Below are 25845 nucleotides of genomic sequence, written 5' to 3' on the forward strand. Positions count from 1 at the left end.
TGCTTCGTGGTCAAAAAAAAACCAGGACGGACCATGTGCTCAGAATGCGATCTTTTGCATCATCACCATAGCAATGGCACGGGCGTGCTGCTTCATTTTTTCGGCGTTGGGACCGGCAAAGTATTGATTAACGCTATCGTCCAGCAAGGCGATCCATCGCTGAAAGTGCTCCGGGCGCGTAGCATACTGTTCATGTATGCGGCGGTGTGTTGCAATGGGATTGCCCTCGTATTCCCCCGTGTAAAACAGTACGTTCTCCCAGAAGGTATACATCACCGGCAGGTGCTGCTCCCAGTTGACCGGGGTTACTTCTGTAAAGAAGAAGCCGATGACCGCATCGGAGCTAACCTTTTGGTAGAAGAGATCCACTACTTTTTCAATATCTTTTCGGGTGGCTATATCTGGATTCATGGTCTGAATATTTTTACAGGCTTCGTTTTGAGCAGGTTTTTTGATAGGCCGCAAGCGCACCTACAGATCCTTCTTTTTGAATTTTTGCAATGAAACCCGGAACGGCACCCATATCCACAGGAGCAGCAGGCTGAACGAAAGGATAAGCCCCCAGCCATTCCCAAAGAAGTTTTTGAAAATGGCCCCCGTATAGCCCATCATGGCAGATACATCGAGCCGTAGGAGAATAAGAATGCGGCACAGATCTACCGGACTTAATGCACTGAGCAGTACTACCGGTTTTTCTATCGGGTAATCAGCAAACTGGAAGTACAGGAACAGCACCAGTCCATCGAATAACAGGGCGAAATACAGCCATAGCATGATGGCGATACCAATGCCTTTGGCTTTATCGCGGGTAACGATACTGCTCAGGAAGGCAATGGCAATAAATATAACAGATAGGAGCACTCCTGCGGCGATCATGATAAGGGCTGTTGCCGGATCTGCAAAGAGCAGCAAAGGGAGGCCCGCACCCAGGATAAAAGCGGCGGTCATGCTCAGGGATAGGCCCGCAAACAAGGCTTTCCAGATCATACTGCGCCGGACGGGATGGCTGACCAGCAGCTCAATGAATTCGTTGTTATTGTATACATAGATCGTGGAGAATAAAACGGATACCAGGGGTACCGTAAGCAGCAGGAGGTTGAGCACCGTTAGCAGTCCCTTGGAGGTATTGTCTTCCAGACCGAAGGCGCTCCATGAAAAGAGTGCCAGTACCACTGCATAGATGATGACGATTCTGTTTTTTAATATATCAAGGGTTACATATTTGAGGATTCGGATCATTTTGCTCCGGTTTTTAGAAGGTGAACAATTGCTTCTTTGATGGTCTTTTGTCCCGTAACCGCCTTTAGCTCCGTTGTGTCTTTGTGCAGCAGCAGTTTTCCTTCCTGCATGAAAACGACCTGGTTTACCATGCCTTCCAGTTCGCTGAGAAGGTGGGACGTGATCAGGATAAGACGGCCTTTGTTTTTTGCATCCGCTATTTTAGCTTTGAGTATTTCGGCCGCAACAGGATCCAACCCAGCCGTGGGCTCATCAAGGATCAGCACCGGGGGGTGGAACAGGAATGCCAGTGTGGCGCTTACTTTTTGGGTGGTGCCCCCGCTGAGGGTGCGCATTTTTTTATGCAGCATCCTGTCAATTCCGAACTGTTCATATAATTCATAGTCGGGCGTTTCATTGCTGTTGCGGATACCTTTGATCATACCAATTACCTGGCCAATGGTCATATTCTCCGGATACCGGCCTATCTGCGGCATATATCCGATCTGCCGCCGGTATTCGTTGTTGTGCCTTATATCCTGGCCGTTGAAAATGAGGGAGCCTTCATCAGGCAAAACCATGCCCAGCAGCGATTTTATCAGCGTTGTTTTGCCGCATCCGTTAGGACCGATAAGGGCAACACAGGCTCCCCTGCTGAGTTGCAGGCTCAGGTGATCGAGCGCCTGCAGTTTTCCAAAACGTTTACTGATATTTTTTATTACTATCATAAATTATAAGGGATCATACGGGGCCGGTTGTCGATCAACTGCTCCGGTGTAAGAGTCGGGATTATTTTTTCAGACTGATCAAGAAGGCGGATGATAAAGCTCCGGTAAAGGAGCATGGCCGGCGGATTCCGTTCTACGATCATGGAATACATACTGAGCGGGCGGTAGGGGACATCGCCGGTACGGTCGCGGTTAAGATCGTAACCTTCGTATTTGTCCCAGTAGTTGTCAGTAAACTGGTTGAGCATTAGCGTACCATTGGTGGCCAGGTCAAAGGTATTGCCCATGAAATTATTTTGGCGGATGCTGTTGTCCATGCAATTGGCCTGTATGCGTATGCCCCAGCCATTTTCGCGGAATACGTTGCGTGTTACCACGATCCGGTTGCTGCCGTCAAAGAGTATACCGGTCGTGTTTTTTATGAACCGGTTACCGGAGAGACAACAGTCGGACAGTTCTTTGAATAAGATGCCATAGGCTGCATCCCCCCAGTTCTCTTCAAAAGTATTGTTCAGCATAATTACATGTTTTGTGAACATGACGGCCACGCCGGCGCCGTTGTTTTTGAAATAATTGGTGATATAAGCATTGTTATGGGAAAACATAAAATGCAGCCCATACCGGAGATTGTTACGGGCAATGTTGCGCCAGATAACGGAATGGGTCACAAATTCGAAATAGATACCATCGCGGTGCCCGGTAATGCGGTTGCCGGTGATCTGGAGGCTGTCACTTTTCCAGCAATGAATGCCATTGCCGGACAGGTGCTCCTCCTTTTGGGAGGCAGTTATCGTATTGTTGCGGACGATGCAGTGGGCGGCATACTGGAGGTATATACCAAAATAATTATTAAGCAGGATATTGTCTGTAATGGTTACATAAGAAGCATCATAAACTTTAATGGCGCCCGGATCGTTTAATACCGAATGCCCGGAGTTCCGGAGGGTTAACCCCTTTATGGTGACCCTGTCACTTTTTACGGACAGGATCTCATACCGGAACTCCCCGTCCAGTACGGGCATTCCCTCGCCCAGGATAAACAGAGGCTTATCGATGATGAGGTTCCCTTCTTTATAAATGCCCCTGCCGATAATGATGCTGTCTCCCGGATGACTGGCCGCCAGCGCAGGCCTGATCTTCGTAAACGGCCCGCCGTTTCCCACGTGCAGGGTGGCTGCAGGGGTATGAAGAGGCGCCCCCACCCATAGCAGGCACGCTGAAAGCAGGCGAAGGAATATCTTAATGGGCTGCCTCATGACCGGACGCCATTTTTTGTTGGATAGTTTTATACAGCACCTCCCAGCTTATGACTGTTGCCTGGTTTTGGGCGCCATAGGCGGTTGCCGCATCCCGGCCGGCAAAAGCCGCCGTGTTCCCTGCCATCGGGCTGCGCAGGGCTTCGTTCTGCACATACCAGGCGGTAGTGGCGTCGGTTAACTGATGGTCGTTTGTAAAATCACTGACGTAGTAATGTTGTACTAACTGGGAGGGAGTAGCTGCCGCATACCGGATCATACAGCCCAGATCGTCGAATTTGTAAACGCGCCCCTTTGTAGTGATGAGCTCTGCGGCAAAACGCCCGTCGGATATCGACATTTTGCAGAAGTCGCAGGCATCGTGGTGCAAATGGATCGGCTCGGGACCACTGCTGCCGCAGGAGTTCAGCATAAGGATGGTAAGCGCAGCAACAGCGGTTGGTACCTTATTTTTATGTGCCCTGCCGGGCAGGCGGCTTTCCAGTATTGCTGCGGCTGCCAGCAATACCCCGGCGCTAATGAACAGCCATCCCCCGATGTCAGGAATGGAATATGCATGGAAGTTGAGTAGCTGTTTGGCTCCGATAAGCGGCGGCTGGTAGGCCATCCCGGGCACCCTGATGGCGGCATTTGGGTCGAGGTTGTGACCATAGTCATACTCCCATTTCCAGAAATCAACCATAGCTACGATGCCGAATAGTAAAAAAGCACCTAACAGGAAGTAGAGCCATTTTTTCCGGCCGGCGAATGCGGTGATCATAAATAAGATGGCATAAACCGCAATGAGATAGGGAAGAACAGTGAATTCGACGAAGTCATTGCTGCGCAGGGTTCTCATCCCGATATAGTGGTTCAGGCCGTTGATGATGTCGATGTCCCCGGCTATCCTGCTGGCCCATATCTGCAATTGCAGGCCCTCCGGGTATTGGGGGGCATCCAGGTAAATAGCCCAGATGGGTACGAACAGCGATACTGCCAGCAAGAGCGCAGCAACTACCAGTAACAGTTTGGAGCGGGATGAGATCTTCTGTTTCATTGGAGCGGTATTTTTATTTATGAAAGAGAGTGTTGTCTTTTGTTAGCCGGTAAAAAAAATGCTGAAAAAAAAGGGCGAGCGTGTTTTGCGCGCTGCCCTTTTGATCGAACATGGCTGGTGTTCGTTTATTGGACAGTGGGTTCTGGCTTCTCGTTCTTGTCTCCCAGGCTAAACCGCAGGGGAACCGTGCTGCCTTTTGGCGAAACCCTTACATACCCCGACATTTCCTGGTGCAATGCGGAACAAAAATCGGTACAATAGATGGGGAATATGCCGGTGCGATCGGGGATCCATTTCAGGGTGAGTGTTTCCCCGGGCATTACGAGCAGCTCACCGTTGGCGGCGCCTTTTACGCCAAATCCGTGGGGCACATCCCAGTCCTGCTCCAAGTTGGTAACATGGAAAAGCACTTCATCGCCAAGCTGCACCCCTTCGATATTATCCGGTGCAAAATGTGAGCGAACGGCAGTGATGTATACGTGAACCTGGTTACCCTGGCGCACTACTTTTGCTTCCGCCTCGCCTTTTGTGACAAAGGGATGCTTATTGGCATTGATGTCAAAGATCTTCAGCTGCTTGTCCCTGATCAGCTCCGCCGGTACCGCCTGCGCGTAGTGTGGCTCGCCAATAGTGGGATAGTCGAGGATCAGCTCCATCTTGTCGCCGCTGATATCATATAGTTGCGCGCTTTGCGAAAGTTCCGGTCCTGTAGGCAGGTAGCGGTCCTTGGTGATCTTGTTATACGCCACCAGGTACTTTCCAAAAGGCTTTTTGCTATCGCCGCCCGGTATCATCAGGTGTCCTACAGAGTAATAGGTAGGTTGCCGGTCAAGTACTTTCAGGTCTTTGATATTCCATTTTACAACTTCTGAGGATACAAAGAATGAGGTGTATGCGTTTCCCTTCCCGTCGAACTCTGTATGCAGGGGGCCCAGGCCGGGTTTCTGTACTTCGCCGTACAGGGCGGCCTCATATTTGATAACGGGCAGGCCGGCATATGTTTCCTGCTCAAAATCTTTCGCGGCAATAGCCTTCTGGATCTTGTCATAGCTGAATACCGGCAGCAGTGCAGCCAGCTTGCCGCTGCCTACAATATACTCACCCGTGGGATCCACATCGCATCCGTGTGGCGATTTGGGGCAGGGAATAAAGTAAACAATATCCGGGAAGTCTGCGACATCCAGCACGGTTACTTCATTTTCCATTGCTGATTTTGCAGTATGGGTTGCTTCATCATAGGTGTTATGGGCATATTTTACAGAATGTTTTTTGCCTTTTCCGGCTTTTACGTATTCCTCGGCTTTTTTCCAGTTCACGGCCATGATAAAGTCTTTATCTCTCCGTGATGCGTTTACTTCCAGCAGCGTATTGGCCTGCTCGGTATTATAAGTGCTGAAGAAAAACCAGTCGTGAGACTTTCCCTTACCCGCATGGGAAAGATCAAAGTTTACACCAGGCGTTTTTAACTGAAACGCTATCTTCATCTCCCCGTTTGTTTTATCTACACTTACAAAGCTGATATGTCCTTTGAAGTTTTCTTTATAGGAATTGATCGGGATATCGCCATTGACATCATCGGGTGGTACGCTAAAACGGGTACCTGCTACGATATACTCCGAGTTTTCGGTGCTGAAGGGGGAGCTGTGGTTCCCGGCACTATTGGGCAGTTCAAGGATCTCCGCAGTGCGGAAGGTCTTCAGGTCCACCCGCGCAAGCCTGGGTGTGTTATTGCCGTTTACGAATACCCATCTGCCATCGGCCTGGCCATCGGTCATCGACATTTCCACGTGATGAAGGTCGTCCCAGGGAACGAAGCCGTGCGATGTGTTGAGCATGGGTTTGGTTTCTTCACTATAGCCCCAGCCTTTTTCAGGATCGACAGAAAAAACGGGGATCACGCGCAGCAGGCGCCCGCTGGGCAGGCCGTAAACACTAAGCTGCCCGCTGAACCCCCCGGATACAAAATTGTAAAACTCATCGTATTTGCCGGGAGGTACATAAACTTTTGATGCGGCGTTGCCGCTAACAGCAGTGCCTGCGCTTTTAGGTTTACAGGAAGTAACGGATACCGTGGCCGCAGCCAGGAAAAGTACAGGGGTTATGAAATTTTTAATATACATAGAGCGTATGACTTTTGAGTTTGGAAATTACGGGCGGGCTTTAGTGAGCGCCGTCATTCTGGCGCATAAACTCCAGGATGCTTCTGGCTTCGTCTTCAGAAAGATTTTGGTTGGGCATGCGCACCAGGCAAAGCTCAAGCTGGGCCTGCACTTCGGGGTCCTTGTCGATCATCGGATCGGGGTTGGTAATGAAGTTCATAATCCAGTGCGGAGTCTTCCGGGTCGTTACGCCTTTCCAGCCCGGCCCCACCAGCTTTTCATCGGTTGTTTTGTGGCAGGAGAAGCATTTGGTTGCTGCAATAGATTTACCTTTGTCTGCCATGGCAGCATCCAGCGGTCCAATTTTGATATTGGTTTCGTCAAACTTGCCTTCGCCTCGTTTGGGATCATAGTCTGCAGGTGCTTTCGTTGCGCTTGCAGGTGCTGCTGCTGATTCAGCAGCCGGTGCGGAGGTCTCAGACCCGCCGCAGGCACCAAGGCAAATGATCAATGCCAGGCCCAGTACGGTAAGGATTTTTTTCTTCATATTGTGATTGATTTGATTCGGGATCAAAAGTAGGCCGGGTTTTGCTGCCCGTTTTATGACCTTGGTCATAAGCAGATAAATTCTATATCAGTATCTTTCCTGTATTATATACACCGGAAAATAACATGCGATGCGCTGGGCCCCGATGGTTCACCGGTCGCAGATAAAAAAGAGATCATGAAACGGCACGAAAGCATTGTACCACTATCCCGGGATCATCACCATGGGTTACTATGTTGCTGGAAGATACGACAGGGGATCAAAAAAAAGGTTGCGGTGACAAGGATCGGCGCTTATATCCGGTACTTTTGGGATATCCATTTAAAGGACCATTTTGATGAGGAAGAGCAGTGGCTGTTTGTTGCCGGGGATGCACAGTGCGCGCAGGCGATAGCAGAGCACCGCAGGCTGCAGGCATTGCAGGAGACCATTGCGGCAAACGCGGTAACAGGGGATGTAGAAGCTTTTGCCGATCTGCTGGACCGGCATATCCGGTTTGAAGAGCGAATATTGTTTCCGCACCTGGAGCAGACCCTTTCCGCGGAAAAAATGGCGGTGATCGGAACCGCTCTGGAAGCGTCGCATAAGAAGACCGGACAGGACGACTATCCGGATGCTTTTTGGCTGGATACCTGATCCCGGGCGGTTGGGGGAACACCTGGCCGGGCAAAAAAAAATGGACATACTGCAGAGAGCCAGAGCATATCCATTGTCAACCCGTCATCGCAGAAGCACTTAGTTGGCCTGTTTTAACTAGCAACGGCACACTTAAGATCAAAAAAGCAATAGTGCAGGCAAATTGCCTGACAGCATCTGCAATTTTGGAGGCCACAAAGGTACAATATTAATCGTTATAAGTCAACGATCGTTGACTTATAACGATTAAGCGGTTGCCGGAAGTAAAAAAAATATACCTCAGCCGCCCTTGCCTGATATGGAATTTAAAGCAGATGTATAAAAGTTTTGAATTATTTAAGGTTCCCCGGAAAGATTTTTAATATTTCAAATGAAAGGTATTTTTTGGGAAATTGATAAAAATAAGGACCTTTAGAGGCTGTTTACTATCAACATGAGACAAAGAGCTACACAGGAACCAAAGCGTGATAAGCAGAAGTCGATGCAGAAACTGCTGCATTCTGTAGGGGCGATCCTTCAAAAAGACGGGTACAAGGCACTAAAGGCCAGTAATATTGCCGCGCATGCAAAGCTCGACAAAAAGCTGATCTATAATTATTTTGGAAGCCTGGGTGGGCTGATCGATGCCTATCTGAAGAAGAATGATTTCTGGAAAAGAACAGAGTTCCTTGCAACAGAAAAGGAACCGCTTACAGACCTGGATGCGGACACGATAATGTCGATCCTGAAAGGGCAGTTTGAATTTCTTGAGCATTCAGTGGAAATGCAGAACATTATCCTTTGGGAGTTATGCGAAATGAACCCGCTGCTGCAGGCGATACTGGAAGAGCGGGAGCAATTTGGTGAGCAGCTGCTGAAGCTGTCGGACCCCTATTTCAAAAATACGTCGGTGAACTTCCGGGCGATCAATGCCCTGCTTGTATCGGCGATCTATTATATTGTCCTGCATTCCCGTTACAACACCAATACCATCTGCGGTATTCACAGCACTACCAGAAAAGGGAAGGAGCAGCTGCTGGGCTCGATCCGGCAGATCATTGACTGGTGCTATCGTGAGGCTGCTGAGCAGCAACGTTGAAGCAGCGCCGGTATAAGCCCGCGGCGTCTCAAATTATACATTGTTCTTTTCACGCGCATGCAAAGCCAGTGCAGCATCGGTAAGTGCTGTATCTGCCAGGCGCCCTTCTGTTTCTGTGATGGCTTTGAACAGGTTGTTCTTAGTGGCTGTTATTTGCAGGATGGCCTGTGTAAGCAGTTCCCAGACGGGCTGCATCTCCAGCACCAGGGACTGTCCTTTGGGGGAAAGTTGCAATAGCCGTTTGCGGTCATCCTGGGGGTGTTTTCTGGAACGGACCAGTTTCTCCTTTTGCAGTTCTTTTAACAGGCTGATGGTGGAAGGATGGCTATAGCCGATCTCCCGGGCCAGGGCAACCACGCTCAGCACATGGTTCTTATGCAGCGCATAGATCACGGGAAACCATTTGGGATCAAAGCTGATGCCACAGGCGCGGTAAACTTCCAGCCCCTGTTTCCGGATGCTTTCACTAAGCCGCTGCAGCCGGGTTGCCAGTGCGAGGATGCCGGCTTCGTCGATCGTATTCATAATAAGCTCAGTTCTTAAGGGTGCGGTAATAAAAGATGTTATCTACAGGCATTTTCGGAAAAACAGCCGGGAGCGCTGCTTCTGCGATCCGGGTGAAGCCATTCTTCTCATAAAACCGTTGTGCCGCTTTCAGCTGTTCTACGGTACCCAGGTACAGGGCCTGCAGCTGTTGCTGCCTGCTGTACCTGATGAGGGTGTCCAGCAGTTCCCCGGCAATACCGGGGCGGGCGCCCCGGTGCTCTTTTCTTACAAACATTTTCCGGATCGCCCCGATCGGTCCTGCATGCATAAGAGCGATTGTGCCTACCAGGACGTTCTCCGAAAAAGCTCCCCAGAAATTTCCGCCGGGGCGTATATATGTGGTCTCAATATCGAGCAGGTCCGGCTGGCTTTCCAGTGTTACCGGCACATTGAATTCTACCTGCTGAATGGGCAGGATCAGCTCTGTAATAGCGTTACAATAGCTGTTGTCGAGTTCCTTTATCGTAAACATAGGGTCTTTTGATGCAAATATACGTAGTTAACTACGTATCTGAATACATTTATTTCCCGGCTGCAGGCTTTGCCTTGTTTTGCCGACAGGGGGTGCCCCGGGGATGCCTGCGGCTCAAAACAATAAAAACGTGGCTATATTTGTAGCTATGTTGAGGCGCACCCTGGAAATCGTTGGCAGTAGTTTTCGCATGGCCATGCAAGAGCTGTGGAAAAACAAGTTGCGCACTTTTCTTTCGCTCTTTGGGGTTACGATCGGCATCTTTTGTATCATCGGCGTGCTGGCTACGGTAAACAGCCTGCAGCAGAATATACAAAATGAAATAAAAACACTGGGCTCTAATACGATCTATGTCGATAAATGGGAATACGGGGGCGGTCCGGATTATCCCTGGTGGAAATACGTCAATCGCCCGGTGCCCCGGTACGAAGAGGTAAGGCAGATCCGGGAGCGTACTCCCAATGCCAAATATGTGGCATTTACACTGCAGGGAAGGGGGAATGTAGAGTTTTCGGGCTACCTGCTGAATGGAGTGAATGTATACAGCGTAAGTGAAGAGTATATCAGGATCCAGCCCCTTACGATGAGTTTTGGCCGGTATTTATCTGATGCTGAATTTAATTATGGTTCCGGTGTGGCGGTCATCGGCAACGAGATCGCCGAAAAGTTATTTAACGAGCCGGAGCTGGCTGTTAATAAAATGATCTCCATAGGCGGTAAGAAAATACTGGTTGCAGGGGTGATCGAAAAACAGGGCAAGCAGATGATCGGAGGCTGGGGGTTTGATCAGAGTGTGATCCTTCCCTTCCAGTTCGGACGCACGATCTATAACGAGGAGAAGACGGACCCGGTCATCATGGTGCAGGGAAGGGCGCAGGTTACCAGCAAAGGGCTTAAGGATGAGCTGATGGTAACCATGCGGAGTTTGCATAAGCTGAGCCCCCGGCAGGCCGATAATTTTGCCCTGAATGATATCAATGATATCGGCGACCAGGTATCCGAGGCGTTTGCGGGGCTGAATATCGGGGGCGCTGTTATCGGTGGCATCAGCCTTATCGTTGGACTGTTCGGGGTGGCAAATATTATGTTTGTAACGGTGAAAGAGCGTACTTCGCAGATCGGGTTAAAGAAAGCGCTGGGCGCCAAACGGCAGATCATCCTTACCGAATTCCTGCTGGAGTCCGCTTTTCTTTGTATGCTGGGCGGATTGATCGGTTTGTTCCTGGTATATGTACTGGCACAGATCCTGAGCAAGGCGCTGGATTTCCCCGTATTTATTTCGATAGGGAACATGATCTGGACCTTTTTGATCTGTGTGTTTGTGGGTGTGATCGCCGGCATTATACCGGCTGTACAGGCCGCAAAAATGGACCCGGTGGTGGCCATACGGAGCTGATGCAGGATGGGTGATGTGTGATTTTGGCGGTCAGTTATCAGTTTTCAGCCATCAGCAATCAGTGCCGTGGTATCCGGGACCCGGCATCAGAAGATGAATAATTAAGAATGAGGAAGATTAACATATTAGCTATAGAATCCAGCTGTGATGAAACTTCGGCTGCTGTTTGCAGCTCGGGAGCCATTTTGTCGAACAGGATCGCAACACAGGCGGTACATGCGGCTCACGGAGGTGTGGTACCCGAGCTGGCCTCCAGGGCCCATATGCAGAATATCGTACCGGTGGTGGATGTGGCATTAAAGGAAAGCGGGATGCAGCTGGGAGATATGGACGCCATCGCGTTTACACAGGCGCCCGGCCTTATCGGGAGTTTGCTGGTCGGCGGCCAGTTCGCCAAATCTTTATCACTGGCGCTGAACAAACCGCTGATCGCCGTTAATCATATGCAGGCGCATGTGCTGGCCAACCTGATACCCGAACATAAACCTTCTTTTCCCTTCCTGTGCTTAACCGTAAGCGGGGGGCATACCCAGATCGTGAAGTGCACTGCGCCCACAAAGCTGGAGATCATTGGTGAAACGATCGATGACGCGGCGGGGGAAGCTTTTGATAAGGCGGCTAAGATGCTGGGGCTGCCTTACCCGGGCGGACCGCTGGTTGACCGGTATGCCAAAGAGGGAAACCCCAACCGGTTCCAGTTTCCGGAGCCCAGGATACCGGGGTATAATTTCAGCTTCAGCGGACTAAAAACCGCTATCCTTTATTTTTTAAGGAATGCAGGTACTGCCCAGGTATACAAAGAGGAGTTTGCTGCTACCGAGGCGGAACGGAAGCGTTTTATTGACGAAAACCTGCAGGATATCTGCGCCTCTGTTCAGCAGCGGATCATTTCTATTTTACTCAATAAGCTGGGCAGGGCTGCAAAGGACCTGGGTATAAAGGACCTTTGTATAGCAGGCGGGGTGTCCGCCAACAGTGGCCTTCGCAAGGCATTCAGGGAGATGGGCGAACAGCAGGGATGGAATACGTTTATCCCCGATTTTCAGTATTGCACCGATAATGCGGGAATGATCGCCATCACCGGCTATTACAAATACCTTGAGCGTGATTTTGCAGATCTTTCCATACCGTCAATGGCAAGGGGCTTTTAGCAGTTTCCTGTTATCAGAGTGGGGATTTGAGAATTAGGATCTGCGTATTCAGCGATCGGCTCCGAGCCCGGGCATCCCGATACCCGGTACTAAGCGCCAAGATCCGAATTCCAAATGTCAGGAACCCGGATCGGCATCGGGTATCAGACAGAACCCGACTTAAGCTTATAAGAGGCCGGCGAGCTCCAGGCTTTTCTTTTTTAATTTCCGTTCTTCAATATCTTCAATGATCCCATCGGCTTCCACAATAAGGGACGTGCCGTTTTCTTTCCACCACGTGTTTTGCTTTAGTTTTTGTAAAGCGATCACCCCGGATAAATATTTACGGCTTTCCTGTGCATGCCATTCCTCGATCCATTCAAAATCTTCTTTGGGAATATTGGCCAGGTCGGTAAAGCTTACAAATACTTTCAGGTAAATGGCATCATTGAGCTGATGCGGTTTATGATGGTATAACTTTTTATATTCATACCGGTATTCATACCGTAAAGCAGAAATATCGCTCAGTACTGCGGATGCAGTTGGGAAGCTGCCCGCTCCCTTCCCGTAGAAGAATTGCTGGTCTGCAAACCCGCTCTCGATCACTACGCCATTGTATTCGTTCTTTACAAAGGACAGGGGACTGTCTGTATTTACAAACTGCGGCAGTACATAAGCGCCCACGCCGCCATTGATCAGCTTTTTGGCCTGTGCCACCAGTTTGATCTGTTGCCCGCGCGCCTTGGCCACCAGGGCATCTGATTTGGCAATGTTCTGGATACCGTTAAACAGTATATGATCCGGGTGCGCTACGATACCATAGGCATGCAGCAGCAGGATGGTCCACTTGTTGAGGGCATCAAACCCTTCCACATCCAGCGTGGGGTCGCTTTCTGCAAAGCCCAGTTGCTGGGCCAGGAGCAGGGCATCTTTAAAGGACAGGTTCTCTTCAAAGATCTTGGTGAGTATAAAATTGGTACTTCCGTTTACAATAGCCCGGATGCTGTGGAGCAGGTCATTGTCGTAATATTCCTCCAGGTTGCGGATCACGGGGATGGAAGCGCAGGCAGAGGATTCATACAGGAGTGATCTGCCGGTTGCCTGCTGCAGCTCCAGGAGCGCCGGCAGGTTTTCCGCGATCATTTTTTTGGACGAGCTTACCACATCCTTGCCATTCTTTAAAGCCGTGCTTACGATCTCAAAACCGGCCACGGCATCGTCAATCACTTCCACGATCAGGTTGATGGCGGAATCGTTCAGCAATTCATTACGGTCGGTGGTGAACAGCGCTTCCGGCGCATTTCTTGTTTTGCCGGGATGCTTGATACATACTTTTTTTATGGAGGCCTTCAGGGAGGGGGTTTGCTGCAATACTTTATAAAGGCCTTCGCCTACCACACCAAATCCAAATAATCCGATCACTAATTCTTTATGTTCGCCCATTGTTTTTATTTTAGCGCCACGCTTTCCGCATGGCGGGTTGTGAATTTTTTTATAGCTTCCGATATCTGTTCAAATTCCAGCAGAAAGCCGTCATGCCCATAATCCGAGCGGATCAGTTTTTCTATGGCCCCGGGAATATGTTCGGCCAAAAATTCCTGTTCTTCCGGGGGAAACAGCACATCGCCTTCCAGTGCCAGCGCCAGGGTTTGGGCCCGGATCTGTTCCAGGGCTTTGATAACCCCGCCCCGGCCGCGGCCGAGATTGTGGCTGTCCATACTTTTGCTTAATGCATAGTAGCTGAAGGCATTGAAGCGCGCCGATAATTTTGTGCCCTGGTAACGCTGGTAGCTCTCGCTCCGGAAGGCCTCCAGCCGGTCATCAGAAGCTTCCGACTGCGTTTTGTTATACGCCGTAGCATTCCGATAGGAAAGCAGTGCAATACCCCGTGCTACCTCCATCCCTTTAAGCCCGGCACCCGGGCTTTTGGTTTGCCAGGTCTGATCAGCTTCGATAGCAAAGCGCTGCGATGCATTAAAGGCCTTTCCCCAGGGGGAGTGAACCGCATTGGTAGCCAGGGGAATGATATATTCAAAGAGTCCGGGATCCTGCACCGCCCATTCCAGTAATTGCTGGCCGCCGGTGCTGCCGCCGATACCGATCCTTATTTTCCGGATGCCCAGTTCTTTTTGCAGCAGCTGGTAAGCCCCGGCCATATCCCGGATCGTAAAGAAGGGGAAGTCGTGATAGTAGGGTTCACCGGTTGCCGGATCTTCATCCAGCGGGCTGCTGCTGCCATAGCAGCTCCCGGGCATGTTTACACAGATGATAAAATCTTTTGCCGGATCAAACACTTTTCCGGCCCCGATCATTTCGGGCCACCATTCATGCGGATTGCTGTTGGCCGTCAGCGCATGAAAGATCCAGACGATATTGTCCTGCGCTGCGTTTATGGTACCATAAGTAGTATAGGCCAGCCGCAGGTTCCGGAAAACGGTGCCGCTTTCCAACACAAAGGGCTCCGGATGTATAAATACTTCTTGTTGCATAAGCTAAGCAAGACCTGTTAAGTTTTATAAAACCTAACAGGTCTTGTTTTTTACTTGTTAAAAACAGCGGCAAAAGCCTGTTCAAAATCTGCTTTGATGTCGTTGATATGTTCAATACCAAGGCTGATGCGGATAAGGTTGTCCAATACACCGGCACTGGCCCTTTCGGCTTCGCTGAGCTGCTCATGGGTAGTGGAGGCGGGATGAATGGCCAGGGTTTTGGCATCCCCAACATTGGCCAGGTGACTTACCAGTTTCAGGTTGTTGATGAACTCCCGTCCGTTTTCCAGACCGCCCTTGATACCAAACTGCAATACGCCTCCAAAACCATTGGTGAGGTATTTTTTTGCCAGTTCATGATAGGGGCTGCTTTCCAGCCCGGGATACCATACGAACTCTACTTTATCATGTTGTTCAAGCCACTGTGCCAGGGCAAGGGTATTGTCAACTGTGCGTTGTACCCGCAGGGAAAGTGTTTCCAGGCCCTGGAGCAGCAGGAAGGAATTGAAGGGGCTTAATGCCGGTCCAAAATCCCGTAGTCCTTCTACACGCGCGCGGATGGCAAAGGCGATATTGGGCAGGCCCAATGGGTTTCCTTCGCCGAATATCTTCCAGAAATTCAGCCCGTGATAACCTTCCGAAGGTTCAGAGAACTGGGGGAATTTTCCGTTGCCCCAGTTATAGTTCCCTCCATCAACAATGACCCCGCCAATGCTGTTACCATGGCCACCGATCCACTTGGTAGCGGCTTCTACCACGATGTTGGCGCCGTGCTTGATCGGCTGGAACAAATAGCCCCCGGCTCCGAATGTGTTATCCACGATCAAAGGCAGGTCAAATTCTTTTGCCAGTGCGGCAAATTTTTCAAAGTCGGGAACATTCAACCGCGGGTTGCCCAGTGTTTCTATATAGATCGCTTTTGTTTTTTCATCGATCAGGGGACGGAAACTGTCAACATTGTCGTCTGCCGCAAAACGCACATCAATACCCAGCCTTTTAAAAGATACTTTAAACTGGTTAAAGGTACCACCGTAAAGGAAGGGAGAGGTTACAAAGTTTTCACCGGCCTGCAGCAGGTTGGTGATGGCCAGGAACTGCGCTGCCTGTCCGGATGCGGTGGCAAGGGCCGCAACACCGCCTTCCAGCGCTGCTACACGTTGCTCAAACACATCCGTGGTCGGGTTCATGATCCGCGTGTAAATATTGCCAAATTCTTTTAAGCCGAAAAGGTTTGCGGCATGATCGGCATTTTTAAAAACATAGGACGTGGTCTGGTAAATAGGTACGGCGCGGCTTCCGGTTGTGGGATCTGCCTGCTGGCCGGCATGTACCTGTAATGTGTCAAAATGTAATTGGTTGCTCATAATAAATCATGAATTTAATGAAGTGAAAAAAGATGTTGGAGTATGAAATTAAGGCCTGGTACAGACCCTTTGGGTGTAATTAAAGTAGAAGATGCCTGCTAAGGCATACAGCAAATGCAGCAACACATTACAGGGGTAATGCAAGAGATCTTATATGTCGCGCTTTCATTCATGCAGACTACGAATTTAGTAGAGTTTTGTTTCATATTCAAAAAAAATTAAGAGGCAGCAAAACGCCGGCGCATAAAAAAAGCCCACCGGATAAACCAGATGAGCTGTTCTATTAATAAGTTTAATATACTACTGATCCGACTTATCTTCCTCCCGCTTTGCGGGAGCTGGAATTGGCACCTTGTTATCCTCATAACAGGTTGCCAAGGCTTCACAGGGCCAAACCCTCTGCCTTTCTTGATAAGGTTTCCCGCTGTGGGCGGGAAAAATAAAAAAGAACTGTTGCTGTCCAAAACCGAACGGCGCAAAGGTAGGAAACTATGGGGAAAGAAAAAAGTGCTCCTGTTATCATTATCCTAATTGCATGCAGATTGATATTATTGACAAACAATTGTTAGTTTGTTGGTGTTTATTTAGAATATTTCTACTGTTTTATCGTTTTTTGTTTGATATTTTATAATATCAGATGCTTTAAATATATTTTTTTTAGAATTTGTCAAATAATACTTTTGTGGCCTCAACAAAAGTATAAAACGTAATATGCTTACAAAGCCATTCGAGATTCCCCGGAAACAGCTAAAGGCTGCGGGGCTGCATCAGACCAACCCCATCCATTACCAGCTGACACCTGATGAGCTGGTTACAGATACGCTTATGAATCATCAGGGCCGGCTTAATGATACCGGCGCATTGGTGATCCAAACCGGAAAGTTCACCGGCCGCTCGCCCCGGGATAAATTTATAGTAAAAGACGAGCTAACGGCGGCAACGATCGACTGGGGCAACTTTAATAATCCCCTTGAAGAAAAATATTTTGACCGGATCCTCGAAGATGTCCGTGCTTATTTGAATGAAAGAAAAGAGTTGTGGGTAAGGGATGCTTATGCGTGCGCCGCCCGGGAATACCGTTTGAATATCCGCATTGTAAACGAGCTACCCTGGATGAACCTGTTTGCCCATCATCTTTTTTTACGCCCGTCAGAAGCTGCGCTGGAATGCTTTGAGCCGGAGTGGCATATTCTTTCTGCACCGGGGCTGGAGCTGGACCCGGTGCGCTGTGGTACCCGGCAGGGTAATGCTACCGTGATCAGCTTTAAACATAAGACGATCCTGATCGCGGGCAGCAGCTACACCGGTGAAATCAAAAAGGGGATCTTTTCGGTTCTGAATTATCTCCTGCCGCAGAACCGGGATGTGCTCAGCATGCACTGTTCTGCCAATATCGGTGCCGCCGGGGATACCGCTTTATTTTTTGGATTGAGCGGAACGGGTAAAACGACGCTGAGCACGGACCCCGGCCGCCGGCTGATCGGCGATGATGAACATGGCTGGGATGATCACCAGGTCTTTAATTTTGAAGGAGGCTGTTATGCCAAGTGCATTCATCTTTCCGAAGAAAAAGAGCCGGAGATTTATCATGCCGTGAAAGATGGTGCGCTTGTTGAAAATGTTACGTTCCTGCCCGGAACGGACCAGATCAATTTTGACGATGCTTCTGTTACCGAAAATACCCGGGTGAGTTACCCCATCCACTTTTTAGAAAATATCGTTCCGGAGGAAACGGGACGTGTGCCCGGGAATATCTTCTTCCTGACCTGCGACGCCTACGGTGTGCTGCCACCTGTTGCCCGGCTTACGCAGGAGCAGGCGTTGTACTATTTTATCAGTGGCTACACCGCAAAGGTTGCCGGAACAGAAACCGGCATTACCGAGCCCAGGGCTACGTTCAGTGCCTGTTTTGGAGCACCCTTTATACCGCTGCATCCGGGCCGTTATGCATCCATGCTGGGCAGCCGGATAGCCTTGCATGGGGTAAAAGTATGGATGGTGAATACCGGCTGGACAGGTGGCGCATACGGAACCGGAAGCCGGATAAAGCTGGGCGAATCCAGGGCCATGATCCGGGCAGCGCTGAATGGCAGCCTGGATAAAGTGGAATATCACAAAGACCCCGTTTTTGGATTGATGATCCCGGGTCATTGTCCCGGTGTGGATCCGGGGATACTCAATCCCCGCAATACCTGGGCAGAGCCGGAAGCCTATGACCGGCAGGCAAGGGACCTGGCTGGCAGGTTTGCCGAAAATTTTAGGAACTACCAGAACCTGGTTGCAACGGAGATCAGCGCCGCCGGACCTGTGAGCTGAAATATTGTTTCTTGTTTGTTTTATGAAGGGCCACCGTAACAGGTGGCTTTTTTTGGGGCATCGGTCGGCCACTACCGGGCGCCCGTAATGAATCCCAATTCTTTCCAGAATTTAATGCGATTTTTACACTCCTTAAATCAACAGCATGAAAATTCTTATTATTGAGGATGAGGCAGCGCTCCTGTCTGTTATCCGGGATGCGCTTGGCAGGGAGGGGTATATCACTGAAATAGCGGCAGATTTTGACCAGGCGCTCGATAAAATAAGCACTTATGAATATGACTGTATTCTATTGGATATTATGTTGCCCGGGGGGAGTGGCCTGGAGCTGCTTTCAGAAATAAAAAAGAATAAAAAGAAGGAAGCTGTTATCATCATCTCAGCAAAGGATTCCGTAGAAGATAAGGTCAACGGCCTGGATCTGGGCGCTGACGATTATCTTGCAAAACCGTTTCATCTCGCTGAATTAAATGCACGGGTAAAATCGGCCATTCGCAGGAAAAACCAGAACGGCGATCATAAAGTGCAGTGGCGTAACATTACGCTTGACCCGGATAACAGGACCGTGGTGGTAAATAATGCGGACTTGTTGCTTAACCGGAAGGAATTTGATTTGCTGTATTATTTTGTGACCAATCCTAACAGGCTTATTAATAAGACCTCGATAGCGGAGTATGTGTGGGGCGATTATACCGATCAGGCATCAAGTCTTGATTTTGTCTATTCCCAGATAAAAAACCTCAGGAAGAAACTTTCAACAGCCGGAGCTGATGCAGATATATTGTCTGTATATGGCGTTGGCTATAAGATTTCATAAAATGCGAAAACGTTCATTAAAGAATTTTACATTGCGGTACCTGGTACTGGCGATCCTTGGTGTTATAGGGATCTGGGCAGGTGTCTTTTACGTGGTCATCATTGAAGAGGTCTATGATAATATTGATGATGGTTTAAAGGATAGTAAGGACCATATTATAAAAGAGGCCGCATCCGACCCGGGGATATTAAATACGAATGCATTCGGTATCGCGCAATTTAAGATAACCAAATTGCCGGGCGGATGGCATGAAACCGGCAATCAGATATACAACTCAAAATTGTATATTCCACAGGAGGACGACGAAGCGTCTGTCCGCATGTTGCGCACTGTTTTTAAAAAGGATGATCAGTTTTACCGGTTGGAGGTATATGCTTCTACCGTTGAAGAGGATGACCTGATAGAGAATATACTGACCGCTTTGGTGATGCTATATATCGCGCTGGTCTTAAGTATCCTGTTGCTTAACCATATTTTATTAAAAAAGGCATGGAAGCCGTTTTATAGGATCCTGGAAAAGCTCCGGCCATATAAATTGGGCGCTGCCGGGAAGTTTGAGTGCGCTGATCAGAAGATCCGGGAATTTGATGACCTGGAAAAGGATCTTGCTGCCATGATTCAAAGAAATGAGTCTATTTACACGCAGCAGAAACAGTTTATAGAAAATGCGGCTCATGAACTTCAGACGCCCCTGGCAATCGCATCCGGCAAGCTGGAGCTTTTTATGGACGAGGGCAGTCTGACGGAGCGCCAGTTATTAAAAATTGAAGAAGTAAGTAACACGTTGAATCGCTTAAAGCGGATGAATAGATCTCTTTTAATGCTTTCCAAAATAGAGAATAACCAGTTTAGAGCCGCGGAAAAAGTGAATTTTAATAAGATCTTCAACGAGCTGGCCGACGAATATGATAGCCTGATCCAATTTAAGGCCATTCAGGTACAAATACAGGAAAACGGGGTCTTTGAATTTGAAATGAACCGGGAGCTTGCGATCGTCCTGGTGAGCAACCTGCTTAAAAATGCCATTGTGCACAGTGAGAAAGACAAATGGGTCGAGATCACCATTACGTCCGGATCATTCCGGATTCAAAATGAAGGAACCCTGCCGCTGGATGAAGGCTTTATTTTTGAGCGGTTCAGCAAAGGGAAGCAAAATGCCCATTCTACCGGGCTGGGACTGTCCATTTGTCAATCAATCTGCAATTTATACGGTAACATGCGCTTCCGTTATTTTTTTAAAGAAGGACATTGTTTTGAAGTAGCGGTTTCGTAACGAAAGGAGCCTGTTCCCAATTCTTTCCAGAATTGTTTTTGAGCTTTGCAGGAACACTAAAAATTTAAGGTATGAAAGTAAAGTTAGCCCTGGCAGCTACCGTTATCGTAGTTGCAACCTTGTTTGGATCAAAGTTATTAGCTCAGGAAACACCAATTACAAAAGCGCAGCTTCCAAAAGGGGCTCAGGCGTTTTTAAATCAGTATTTCCCGGGCCAGGCGCTCAGTCGTGTAACCAGGGACAAGGAATTAATGAAAACAGAGTACGAGGTGTATCTTGGAAATTCGGTAAAGGTAGAGTTTGACAGGAACGGAAAGTGGAAGGAAGTGGATGGTAAGCATAACGAAATTCCCACCGGTTTTATACTGCCGTCTATAGCCCGGTACATTTCGGGGAATTTTCCCGGTCAGAAGATCGTGAAAATTGAACGGTCAAATACCCGGTACGAAGTCGGGTTATCCAATGGCGCAGACCTGGATTTTAGTTCGAAGGGCGCTTTTCTAAAGATGGATGATTGATGCAGGCAATTGCCGGGATGTTATGGAAGCAAGCAATGTAATTGTTCATTCCCGGTAGCAATGAATCGCAGGACGCAGGGGCGGACGCGAAGTACGCAAGGATATTTGACAACGCGGATCGGTCCCTGCGCTCCTTACATTTTTTGCGGATGCGGCGGTTAAAATGCCGGATTGCGGGGAGCATAGAAGATCAGTGTTTCAGCGCCTCTGAGGCTTTTTCAAATTTAGGGTCTATAAATTCCCAGTCTTTAATATGCGGATGCTGATGCTCCTTTACAGCAACCGCCTGCATCTGCCGGATGACGTCAGGATGTTGGGCCGCAACATCCTGCACCTCGCGGAGATCGGTCTCCAGGTTGTACAGCTGCCACGGCGCATTCCTGTCTTTTTGAACACCGGTGCGGATCCCTTTCCACGGACCGATCCGTACCGCCACCTGTCCCCCCTTTTCGGGATACTCAAAATAAAGATAGGCATGCTGTTGCTGGTTGCCTTTGCCCAGCAGTTCGGGCAGCAGCGAGATACCGCTTACTGCATGGGCCAGTGGCTGCCCGGTCAGTTCCGCAAACGTAGGCATCATATCATATTGCACAGACAGCAACGCGCTGGTTTTCCCGGCAGGGATCTTCCCCGGCCAGCGGGCAATAAAAGGCTCCCGGAAGCCGCCCTCGTAGATGTCCATTTTTAATCCCCGCAATCCCTGTACACTGTTGAAGAACGCTGCATCCACACCACCGTTAAAAGTGGCCCCGTTATCGCTGGAGAAGAGGATGATCGTATTTTGATCCAGCCCCAGTTTTTTGATCTCCTTCATGATCAGGCCTACCTGGTCGTCCAGGCAGGTGATCATGCCGGCGTAAGCAGATAAGGGGTACCGTGCGGCAGCATAACCCTGTTGCCCGTAATAGGGTTTTTCGTCAAACTGTCCTTTATACATATTGATGTATTTTTCGGGAACCTGAAGGGATACATGGGGAATGGTATAAGGCAGGTAAAGAAAAAAAGGTTGCTCCCGGTGCGTACGGATAAACCGGAGCGCCTTTTCAGTCATCCTGTCAATCGAGTATACATTGCCTTTGAAATAGTCGAAATCCCGGTCGGTGGCAGTTTGCGGGTTGAGCTGCCGGTGTACCCAGATGTAGGGGTTATTGAGGGTGTCCCATGTTTGGTTTTCCCAAAGATGGGTTGGGTAGTAATTGTGCGCCTGCTTCTGATCGAGGTAGCCGTAAAAATAATCGAAGCCCTGCAATAGCGGGTGACCGGTAGTGTTTACGGAGCCGAGTCCCCATTTGCCAATGGCGGCTGTTGCATATCCGGCGTTCCTGAAAAGGTGTCCGAGTGTAAAACTGCCTTCCGGCAGCGGCATCTGTCCGCCTTCAAGACTGTCCGGGAATCCACCCAGCTCATAGTTGCCTCTTATATAGGAATGGCCTCCGTTCTTTCCGGTAAGCAGCATGCAGCGTGCCGGGGCGCAAACCGGGGTGCCGGAATAGTGCTGTGTAAACCGCATGCCCTCTGCCGCCATCCGGTCCAGGTTGGGGGTTTTGATCTTTTGCTGTCCATAACAGCCCAGTTCTCCATACCCCATATCATCTGCATAAATGTAGATAACGTTGGGCCGCGATTGTGCATCAATCGTATGAAAGAAGATGATGAGACCAGCTGTGAGGAGGAGTATTTTTTTCATAATGACCTTTTCTTTAGAACGGCCCCGGATGGGTTTTGCCGGTAGTGCACGCTGCACGGAAGTATTGAAATTGCCCGGCGCCGTGTGGCAAACGTACAGATAAAATCCCGGTTTCCGCTTTCCTGTAACGCGGGGGAATGGTACGGCTCCTGTGCAATCGAATGCACAAAAAGCAAAGCGGATCGCCCTTCATACGTTGTTTAAAATTTATCTTCGCCAGGGGCAGCCGTTTGATAGAATTGGCCTGTCTGCAGGGCGTACGGATAAGTGCTGCATCAGTTATTTTTTAAGAAGTGGATTCCTGCCGGGTAACAGGAGCCGGCTATGAGATCTGCATAAACTGTTTTTAAAAATGAAACGGATCGTTTTTAGTATGATGTTATTGTTTGGGATACATGCGGCATATGCCCAGGTACAGAACCGTCCCAATGTATTGATCATTTACACGGATGATGTGGGGTACGGGGATCTGAGTTGCAATGGGGCAAAGGTGATCGCTACTCCCAATATAGACCGGCTGGCACAGAACGGGATCAACTTTTCCAACGCGCATGCAACGGCCTCTACCTGTACTCCCTCCCGGTATTCGTTGCTTTCAGGACGGTATGCCTGGCGCAAAAAAGGAACCAATATCCTGCCCGGTGATGCCAACCTGGTGATCCCTACCGATATTACCACCCTGCCAAAAGTATTTCAGCAGGCAGGATATGTAACGGGGGCCGTGGGCAAATGGCATTTGGGCCTGGGCAGCCAATCCCCGGTGAACTGGAATAAAGAAGTAACGCCCGGCCCAAGGGAAGTAGGATTCGACTATTCATTCATTTTTCCGGCAACCGCCGACAGGGTGCCTACCGTTTTTATGGAAAACCAACAGACGCTGGGTTTGGAAGCGAAGGACCCGATAGCTGTGGACTATCATAAAGCCTTCCCCGGGGAACTGACAGGGAAAGCACACCCGGAACTGCTGAAGCAGCCCAATGATCCCCGGCAGGGACATGACGGGCATATCGTAAACGGTATCGGTCGTATCGGTTTTATGCAGGGAGGCAAGCGCAGCGAATGGACAGACGAAGAGCTGGGCTATGTGTTCAATAATAAAGCGCTGTCCTTTATTGATGAAAGCCTGAAGAAGCAAAAACCTTTCTTTCTTTATTATGCCATTCATAATATTCATGTGCCCCGTATGCCCGGCACCGAATTTAAAGGGAAAAGCAAGCTGGGGTACCGGGGTGATGTAACCCTCGAAATGGATCATAGTGTGGGGGTGATCATGAACGGACTGAAAGAGCGGGGATTGCTCCGGAACACTATAGTGATCTTTAGCAGCGACAACGGACCTGTATTGAACGATGGGTACATGGATCAGTCGGCAGAAACAGCGGCAGCGCTGGATCACAGGCCGGGCGGCATTTACCGGGGCGGAAAATACAGCGCCTTTGAGGCCGGGACCCGGGTGCCCTTTATTGTGCAATGGCCTGCAAAGATCGCCGGGGGAAAGAAATCGGATGCACTGGTGAGCCAGGTGGATCTCATGGCGTCTTTTGCAGCAATGCTGAATGTAAAATTGCCGGCAGGAGAGTTTACCGATAGCAGGAATTATTTTTCAACCCTGACCGGTCGCAGTAGGAAGCACCGCGACTTTGTTATTGAGCAGCCTGCCAATAGTGCCTTATGTATTATAAAAGATGGCTGGAAATACCTGTCGCCCTCAAAAGGGCCCGCACTGATGGGCGCCGTAAATATCGAAACCGGCTATAGTACAGCCGATCAGTTGTATGATCTTAACAAGGACCCTGGGGAGCGGACCAACCTTGCCGGAAAGTATCCGCAGCGGGTGCAGGCATTAAAAGCACTGCTGGAAAAGGTAATGGCTGAGTAGGAGCGGGTATCCTGAGTTGCCGGCTGGTTAATATCCGGCAAATACACGGGACTGGTATGCGATTTGCTGCATATCCAGGTAGCTTCAATAGGCACATTGCTTCTTAAAAATACTGTTATGAAAGATCAGGATATACAGGAGGGGAATGACAATAACGAAGGCCGCAGCCGGCGTTCTTTTCTTACAAAAGGCCTGAATATAGCCCTTGTTACGGCGGTTACCGGTACGGCGTACCTCGCGGGATGTAAAGGTGCCGAAGAAGATGAAATAGGTCCGCCGGAGGACCTGATGCGTGAACATGGTATCTTGAACCGGGTTTTATTGATTTATGATCATTTTTTGAGGATGCTGGCAGCCAACGAGCCGGTTGCCCCCCAGCTTATTACCGCTTCTGCAGGGATTATCCGCACTTTTATTGAGGAATATCATGAGAAACAGGAAGAGGATTTTTTATTCCCCCGTTTTGAAAAGGCACATCAGCTGACAGATCTTGTTCAGGTATTAAGGGCGCAACATCAGCAGGGAAGGCTGATCACCGGCCAGCTATTGCAGCTGGGCAAACAGCCACAGGTATCAGCAGATGGGGATAAACAAAGATTAAGCAGCCTGATAGCCGCTTTTATACACATGTACCGGCCACATGAAGCAAGGGAGGATACGGTACTATTCCCGGCATTGCGGAAGATCATCAGCAAACAGGAGTTTGACAGCTTGGGTGAGGACTTTGAGAAAAGGGAGCACCAGCTTTTTGGAGAAGGGGGATTTGAGCTGTTTGTAGATAAAGTAGCAGGCATAGAACAACAACTGGGCATCTACGACCTGGCGCAGTTTACCCCCCGCATTCAGGCCTGATTTGGACATTTTGGAATGGCATATACCGGCAGGTCCGGACACCCGGACAAAGGCGGGCATGCCTTGTTTTGCACTGCTGTTTCATTAATTTTTATGGATCCGATCCGGTAGTTGGCTACCTTTGCAGCAATGAAGTTTTTCGCACTCCTGTTTGTTGTATATCTCCTGGCGGTATCTGTAATGCCGTGCAGCGATGGCTACAGCAGGTGCAATACTTCCGGTTCCGGTACTGAAATGACCAGGAGCCATGATCACCCGGCCAGCCACAGGGATATTTGCGGTCCCTTCTGCATTTGCAGCTGCTGTGGTGCCACTGCAAACTTTGCTTTTCAGCTTCTTAAAGCAGATGCAACAAAAGCGCCTGATGTAAAAGCCCGGAAATTCCTGCCAAGGGATTTTTTCTTCATTTCTAACTATTATGGAAATATCTGGCAACCGCCTAAGATATCCTGACTTACTTTTCTTATTGATCGCGGGTTCCGGCTTAGTACCTTAAGGTATTAACCCT

General features: G+C 49.3%; 24 protein-coding genes and 1 riboswitch. Of the genes, 11 read left to right on the forward strand and 13 right to left on the reverse strand.

Annotation, left to right across the window (positions count from 1 at the left end):
* Positions 1–39 precede the first annotated feature (39 nt).
* The 7 genes from BLS44_RS01150 to BLS44_RS01180 form a co-directional block, all read right to left on the reverse strand.
* Complete coding sequence (locus BLS44_RS01150; RefSeq protein ID WP_143019624.1) at positions 40–411, reverse strand: group III truncated hemoglobin; 372 nt, start codon at positions 409–411, stop codon at positions 40–42.
* Between the two features lie 60 nt (positions 412–471).
* Entirely contained in the window at positions 472–1239 is a 768-nt protein-coding gene (locus BLS44_RS01155; protein ID WP_090388189.1) for an ABC transporter permease subunit, read from the reverse strand.
* On the reverse strand, positions 1236–1946 hold the full coding sequence (locus BLS44_RS01160) for an ABC transporter ATP-binding protein (protein ID WP_090388190.1): 711 nt from the start codon (positions 1944–1946) through the stop codon (positions 1236–1238). The genes BLS44_RS01155 and BLS44_RS01160 overlap by 4 nt, the downstream gene beginning before the upstream one ends.
* Positions 1943–3202 carry a nitrous oxide reductase family maturation protein NosD gene (locus tag BLS44_RS01165; protein ID WP_090388191.1) on the reverse strand — a complete coding sequence of 420 codons (1260 nt, stop codon included), beginning with the start codon at positions 3200–3202 and terminating at the stop codon, positions 1943–1945. Before BLS44_RS01165 ends, BLS44_RS01160 begins: the two co-directional genes overlap by 4 nt.
* The gene (locus tag BLS44_RS01170; protein ID WP_090388192.1) at positions 3186–4238 is read right to left on the reverse strand and encodes a nitrous oxide reductase accessory protein NosL; all 1053 of its coding nucleotides are present in this window, start codon (positions 4236–4238) and stop codon (positions 3186–3188) included. The genes BLS44_RS01165 and BLS44_RS01170 overlap by 17 nt, the downstream gene beginning before the upstream one ends.
* A gap of 125 nt (positions 4239–4363) precedes the next feature.
* A complete protein-coding gene (gene nosZ / locus BLS44_RS01175; protein WP_090388193.1) occupies positions 4364–6358 on the reverse strand; it encodes a Sec-dependent nitrous-oxide reductase in 1995 nt (664 codons plus the stop codon).
* 40 nt (positions 6359–6398) lie between these two features.
* Entirely contained in the window at positions 6399–6884 is a 486-nt protein-coding gene (locus BLS44_RS01180) for a c-type cytochrome (protein ID WP_090388592.1), read from the reverse strand.
* A 177-nt stretch (positions 6885–7061) separates the two neighbouring features.
* On the opposite strand from BLS44_RS01180, the gene BLS44_RS01185 reads away from it, so the two are divergent.
* Both BLS44_RS01185 and BLS44_RS01190 read left to right on the forward strand, forming a co-directional pair.
* The gene (locus BLS44_RS01185) at positions 7062–7520 is read left to right on the forward strand and encodes a hemerythrin domain-containing protein (protein ID WP_090388194.1); all 459 of its coding nucleotides are present in this window, start codon (positions 7062–7064) and stop codon (positions 7518–7520) included.
* Between the two features lie 433 nt (positions 7521–7953).
* On the forward strand, positions 7954–8598 hold the full coding sequence (locus tag BLS44_RS01190; RefSeq protein ID WP_090388195.1) for a TetR/AcrR family transcriptional regulator: 645 nt from the start codon (positions 7954–7956) through the stop codon (positions 8596–8598).
* A gap of 33 nt (positions 8599–8631) precedes the next feature.
* On the opposite strand, the gene BLS44_RS01195 is transcribed toward BLS44_RS01190, so the two are convergent.
* Both BLS44_RS01195 and BLS44_RS01200 read right to left on the reverse strand, forming a co-directional pair.
* Positions 8632–9123: a MarR family winged helix-turn-helix transcriptional regulator gene (locus BLS44_RS01195; RefSeq protein ID WP_090388196.1), complete on the reverse strand. Its 492-nt coding sequence runs from the start codon at positions 9121–9123 to the stop codon at positions 8632–8634.
* Between the two features lie 7 nt (positions 9124–9130).
* A complete protein-coding gene (locus tag BLS44_RS01200; protein ID WP_090388197.1) occupies positions 9131–9616 on the reverse strand; it encodes a GNAT family N-acetyltransferase in 486 nt (161 codons plus the stop codon).
* A 130-nt stretch (positions 9617–9746) separates the two neighbouring features.
* Here BLS44_RS01200 and BLS44_RS01205 point away from each other — a divergent pair, with 130 nt between their 5' ends.
* Both BLS44_RS01205 and tsaD read left to right on the forward strand, forming a co-directional pair.
* Positions 9747–11012 (forward strand): ABC transporter permease, encoded by a 1266-nt coding sequence (locus BLS44_RS01205; protein ID WP_245729054.1) that lies wholly within the window; start codon positions 9747–9749, stop codon positions 11010–11012.
* 107 nt (positions 11013–11119) lie between these two features.
* Positions 11120–12163 (forward strand): tRNA (adenosine(37)-N6)-threonylcarbamoyltransferase complex transferase subunit TsaD, encoded by a 1044-nt coding sequence (gene tsaD, locus BLS44_RS01210; RefSeq protein ID WP_090388198.1) that lies wholly within the window; start codon positions 11120–11122, stop codon positions 12161–12163.
* Between the two features lie 165 nt (positions 12164–12328).
* Here tsaD and BLS44_RS01215 read toward each other — a convergent pair whose 3' ends face one another.
* The 3 genes from BLS44_RS01215 to BLS44_RS01225 are packed head-to-tail and all read right to left on the reverse strand — an operon-like array spanning position 12329 to position 15995.
* A complete protein-coding gene (locus tag BLS44_RS01215) occupies positions 12329–13585 on the reverse strand; it encodes a homoserine dehydrogenase (protein ID WP_090388199.1) in 1257 nt (418 codons plus the stop codon).
* Between the two features lie 5 nt (positions 13586–13590).
* On the reverse strand, positions 13591–14631 hold the full coding sequence (locus BLS44_RS01220) for a homoserine O-acetyltransferase family protein (protein WP_090388200.1): 1041 nt from the start codon (positions 14629–14631) through the stop codon (positions 13591–13593).
* Positions 14632–14681: 50 nt separating this feature from the next.
* Complete coding sequence (locus tag BLS44_RS01225; RefSeq protein ID WP_090388201.1) at positions 14682–15995, reverse strand: O-acetylhomoserine aminocarboxypropyltransferase/cysteine synthase family protein; 1314 nt, start codon at positions 15993–15995, stop codon at positions 14682–14684.
* Positions 15996–16305: 310 nt separating this feature from the next.
* A riboswitch (SAM riboswitch) is annotated at positions 16306–16413 on the reverse strand.
* A 293-nt stretch (positions 16414–16706) separates the two neighbouring features.
* Between BLS44_RS01225 and pckA the strand changes: the two genes are divergently transcribed.
* The 4 genes from pckA to BLS44_RS01245 all read left to right on the forward strand — a co-directional run bounded on the left by pckA (position 16707) and on the right by BLS44_RS01245 (position 20919).
* Entirely contained in the window at positions 16707–18311 is a 1605-nt protein-coding gene (gene pckA, locus BLS44_RS01230; protein WP_090388202.1) for a phosphoenolpyruvate carboxykinase (ATP), read from the forward strand.
* A gap of 145 nt (positions 18312–18456) precedes the next feature.
* On the forward strand, positions 18457–19128 hold the full coding sequence (locus BLS44_RS01235) for a response regulator transcription factor (RefSeq protein ID WP_090388203.1): 672 nt from the start codon (positions 18457–18459) through the stop codon (positions 19126–19128).
* Position 19129: 1 nt separating this feature from the next.
* A complete protein-coding gene (locus tag BLS44_RS01240) occupies positions 19130–20401 on the forward strand; it encodes a sensor histidine kinase (protein ID WP_176954274.1) in 1272 nt (423 codons plus the stop codon).
* Positions 20402–20472: 71 nt separating this feature from the next.
* Complete coding sequence (locus tag BLS44_RS01245) at positions 20473–20919, forward strand: PepSY-like domain-containing protein (RefSeq protein WP_090388205.1); 447 nt, start codon at positions 20473–20475, stop codon at positions 20917–20919.
* Positions 20920–21109: 190 nt separating this feature from the next.
* Here BLS44_RS01245 and BLS44_RS01250 read toward each other — a convergent pair whose 3' ends face one another.
* A complete protein-coding gene (locus tag BLS44_RS01250) occupies positions 21110–22606 on the reverse strand; it encodes an arylsulfatase (RefSeq protein ID WP_090388594.1) in 1497 nt (498 codons plus the stop codon).
* A 352-nt stretch (positions 22607–22958) separates the two neighbouring features.
* On the opposite strand from BLS44_RS01250, the gene BLS44_RS01255 reads away from it, so the two are divergent.
* The 3 genes from BLS44_RS01255 (at position 22959) to BLS44_RS27085 (ending at position 25790) form a co-directional block, all read left to right on the forward strand.
* Positions 22959–24485: a sulfatase family protein gene (locus tag BLS44_RS01255; protein WP_090388206.1), complete on the forward strand. Its 1527-nt coding sequence runs from the start codon at positions 22959–22961 to the stop codon at positions 24483–24485.
* A gap of 117 nt (positions 24486–24602) precedes the next feature.
* The gene (locus BLS44_RS01260; protein WP_090388207.1) at positions 24603–25337 is read left to right on the forward strand and encodes a hemerythrin domain-containing protein; all 735 of its coding nucleotides are present in this window, start codon (positions 24603–24605) and stop codon (positions 25335–25337) included.
* Between the two features lie 129 nt (positions 25338–25466).
* Positions 25467–25790, forward strand: coding sequence for a DUF6660 family protein (locus BLS44_RS27085; protein WP_394332461.1), 324 nt, complete (start codon positions 25467–25469; stop codon positions 25788–25790).
* Positions 25791–25845: the final 55 nt, after the last annotated feature.

This window comes from Niabella drilacis, assembly GCF_900101395.1.
Taxonomy (GTDB): Bacteria; Bacteroidota; Bacteroidia; order Chitinophagales; family Chitinophagaceae; genus Niabella; species Niabella drilacis.

Excerpts from the sequence above, each read along its gene's own strand:
- BLS44_RS01150 (WP_143019624.1), bottom strand. The coding sequence starts at position 411 with ATGAATCCAGATATAGCCACCCGAAAAGATATTGAAAAAGTAGTGGAT.
- BLS44_RS01155 (WP_090388189.1), bottom strand. The coding sequence starts at position 1,239 with ATGATCCGAATCCTCAAATATGTAACCCTTGATATATTAAAAAACAGA.
- BLS44_RS01160 (WP_090388190.1), bottom strand. The coding sequence starts at position 1,946 with ATGATAGTAATAAAAAATATCAGTAAACGTTTTGGAAAACTGCAGGCG.
- BLS44_RS01165 (WP_090388191.1), bottom strand. The coding sequence starts at position 3,202 with ATGAGGCAGCCCATTAAGATATTCCTTCGCCTGCTTTCAGCGTGCCTG.
- BLS44_RS01170 (WP_090388192.1), bottom strand. The coding sequence starts at position 4,238 with ATGAAACAGAAGATCTCATCCCGCTCCAAACTGTTACTGGTAGTTGCT.
- nosZ (WP_090388193.1), bottom strand. The coding sequence starts at position 6,358 with ATGTATATTAAAAATTTCATAACCCCTGTACTTTTCCTGGCTGCGGCC.
- BLS44_RS01180 (WP_090388592.1), bottom strand. The coding sequence starts at position 6,884 with ATGAAGAAAAAAATCCTTACCGTACTGGGCCTGGCATTGATCATTTGC.
- BLS44_RS01185 (WP_090388194.1), top strand. The coding sequence starts at position 7,062 with ATGAAACGGCACGAAAGCATTGTACCACTATCCCGGGATCATCACCAT.
- BLS44_RS01190 (WP_090388195.1), top strand. The coding sequence starts at position 7,954 with ATGAGACAAAGAGCTACACAGGAACCAAAGCGTGATAAGCAGAAGTCG.
- BLS44_RS01195 (WP_090388196.1), bottom strand. The coding sequence starts at position 9,123 with ATGAATACGATCGACGAAGCCGGCATCCTCGCACTGGCAACCCGGCTG.
- BLS44_RS01200 (WP_090388197.1), bottom strand. The coding sequence starts at position 9,616 with ATGTTTACGATAAAGGAACTCGACAACAGCTATTGTAACGCTATTACA.
- tsaD (WP_090388198.1), top strand. The coding sequence starts at position 11,120 with ATGAGGAAGATTAACATATTAGCTATAGAATCCAGCTGTGATGAAACT.
- BLS44_RS01215 (WP_090388199.1), bottom strand. The coding sequence starts at position 13,585 with ATGGGCGAACATAAAGAATTAGTGATCGGATTATTTGGATTTGGTGTG.
- BLS44_RS01220 (WP_090388200.1), bottom strand. The coding sequence starts at position 14,631 with ATGCAACAAGAAGTATTTATACATCCGGAGCCCTTTGTGTTGGAAAGC.
- BLS44_RS01225 (WP_090388201.1), bottom strand. The coding sequence starts at position 15,995 with ATGAGCAACCAATTACATTTTGACACATTACAGGTACATGCCGGCCAG.
- pckA (WP_090388202.1), top strand. The coding sequence starts at position 16,707 with ATGCTTACAAAGCCATTCGAGATTCCCCGGAAACAGCTAAAGGCTGCG.
- BLS44_RS01235 (WP_090388203.1), top strand. The coding sequence starts at position 18,457 with ATGAAAATTCTTATTATTGAGGATGAGGCAGCGCTCCTGTCTGTTATC.
- BLS44_RS01240 (WP_176954274.1), top strand. The coding sequence starts at position 19,130 with ATGCGAAAACGTTCATTAAAGAATTTTACATTGCGGTACCTGGTACTG.
- BLS44_RS01245 (WP_090388205.1), top strand. The coding sequence starts at position 20,473 with ATGAAAGTAAAGTTAGCCCTGGCAGCTACCGTTATCGTAGTTGCAACC.
- BLS44_RS01250 (WP_090388594.1), bottom strand. The coding sequence starts at position 22,606 with ATGAAAAAAATACTCCTCCTCACAGCTGGTCTCATCATCTTCTTTCAT.
- BLS44_RS01255 (WP_090388206.1), top strand. The coding sequence starts at position 22,959 with ATGAAACGGATCGTTTTTAGTATGATGTTATTGTTTGGGATACATGCG.
- BLS44_RS01260 (WP_090388207.1), top strand. The coding sequence starts at position 24,603 with ATGAAAGATCAGGATATACAGGAGGGGAATGACAATAACGAAGGCCGC.
- BLS44_RS27085 (WP_394332461.1), top strand. The coding sequence starts at position 25,467 with ATGAAGTTTTTCGCACTCCTGTTTGTTGTATATCTCCTGGCGGTATCT.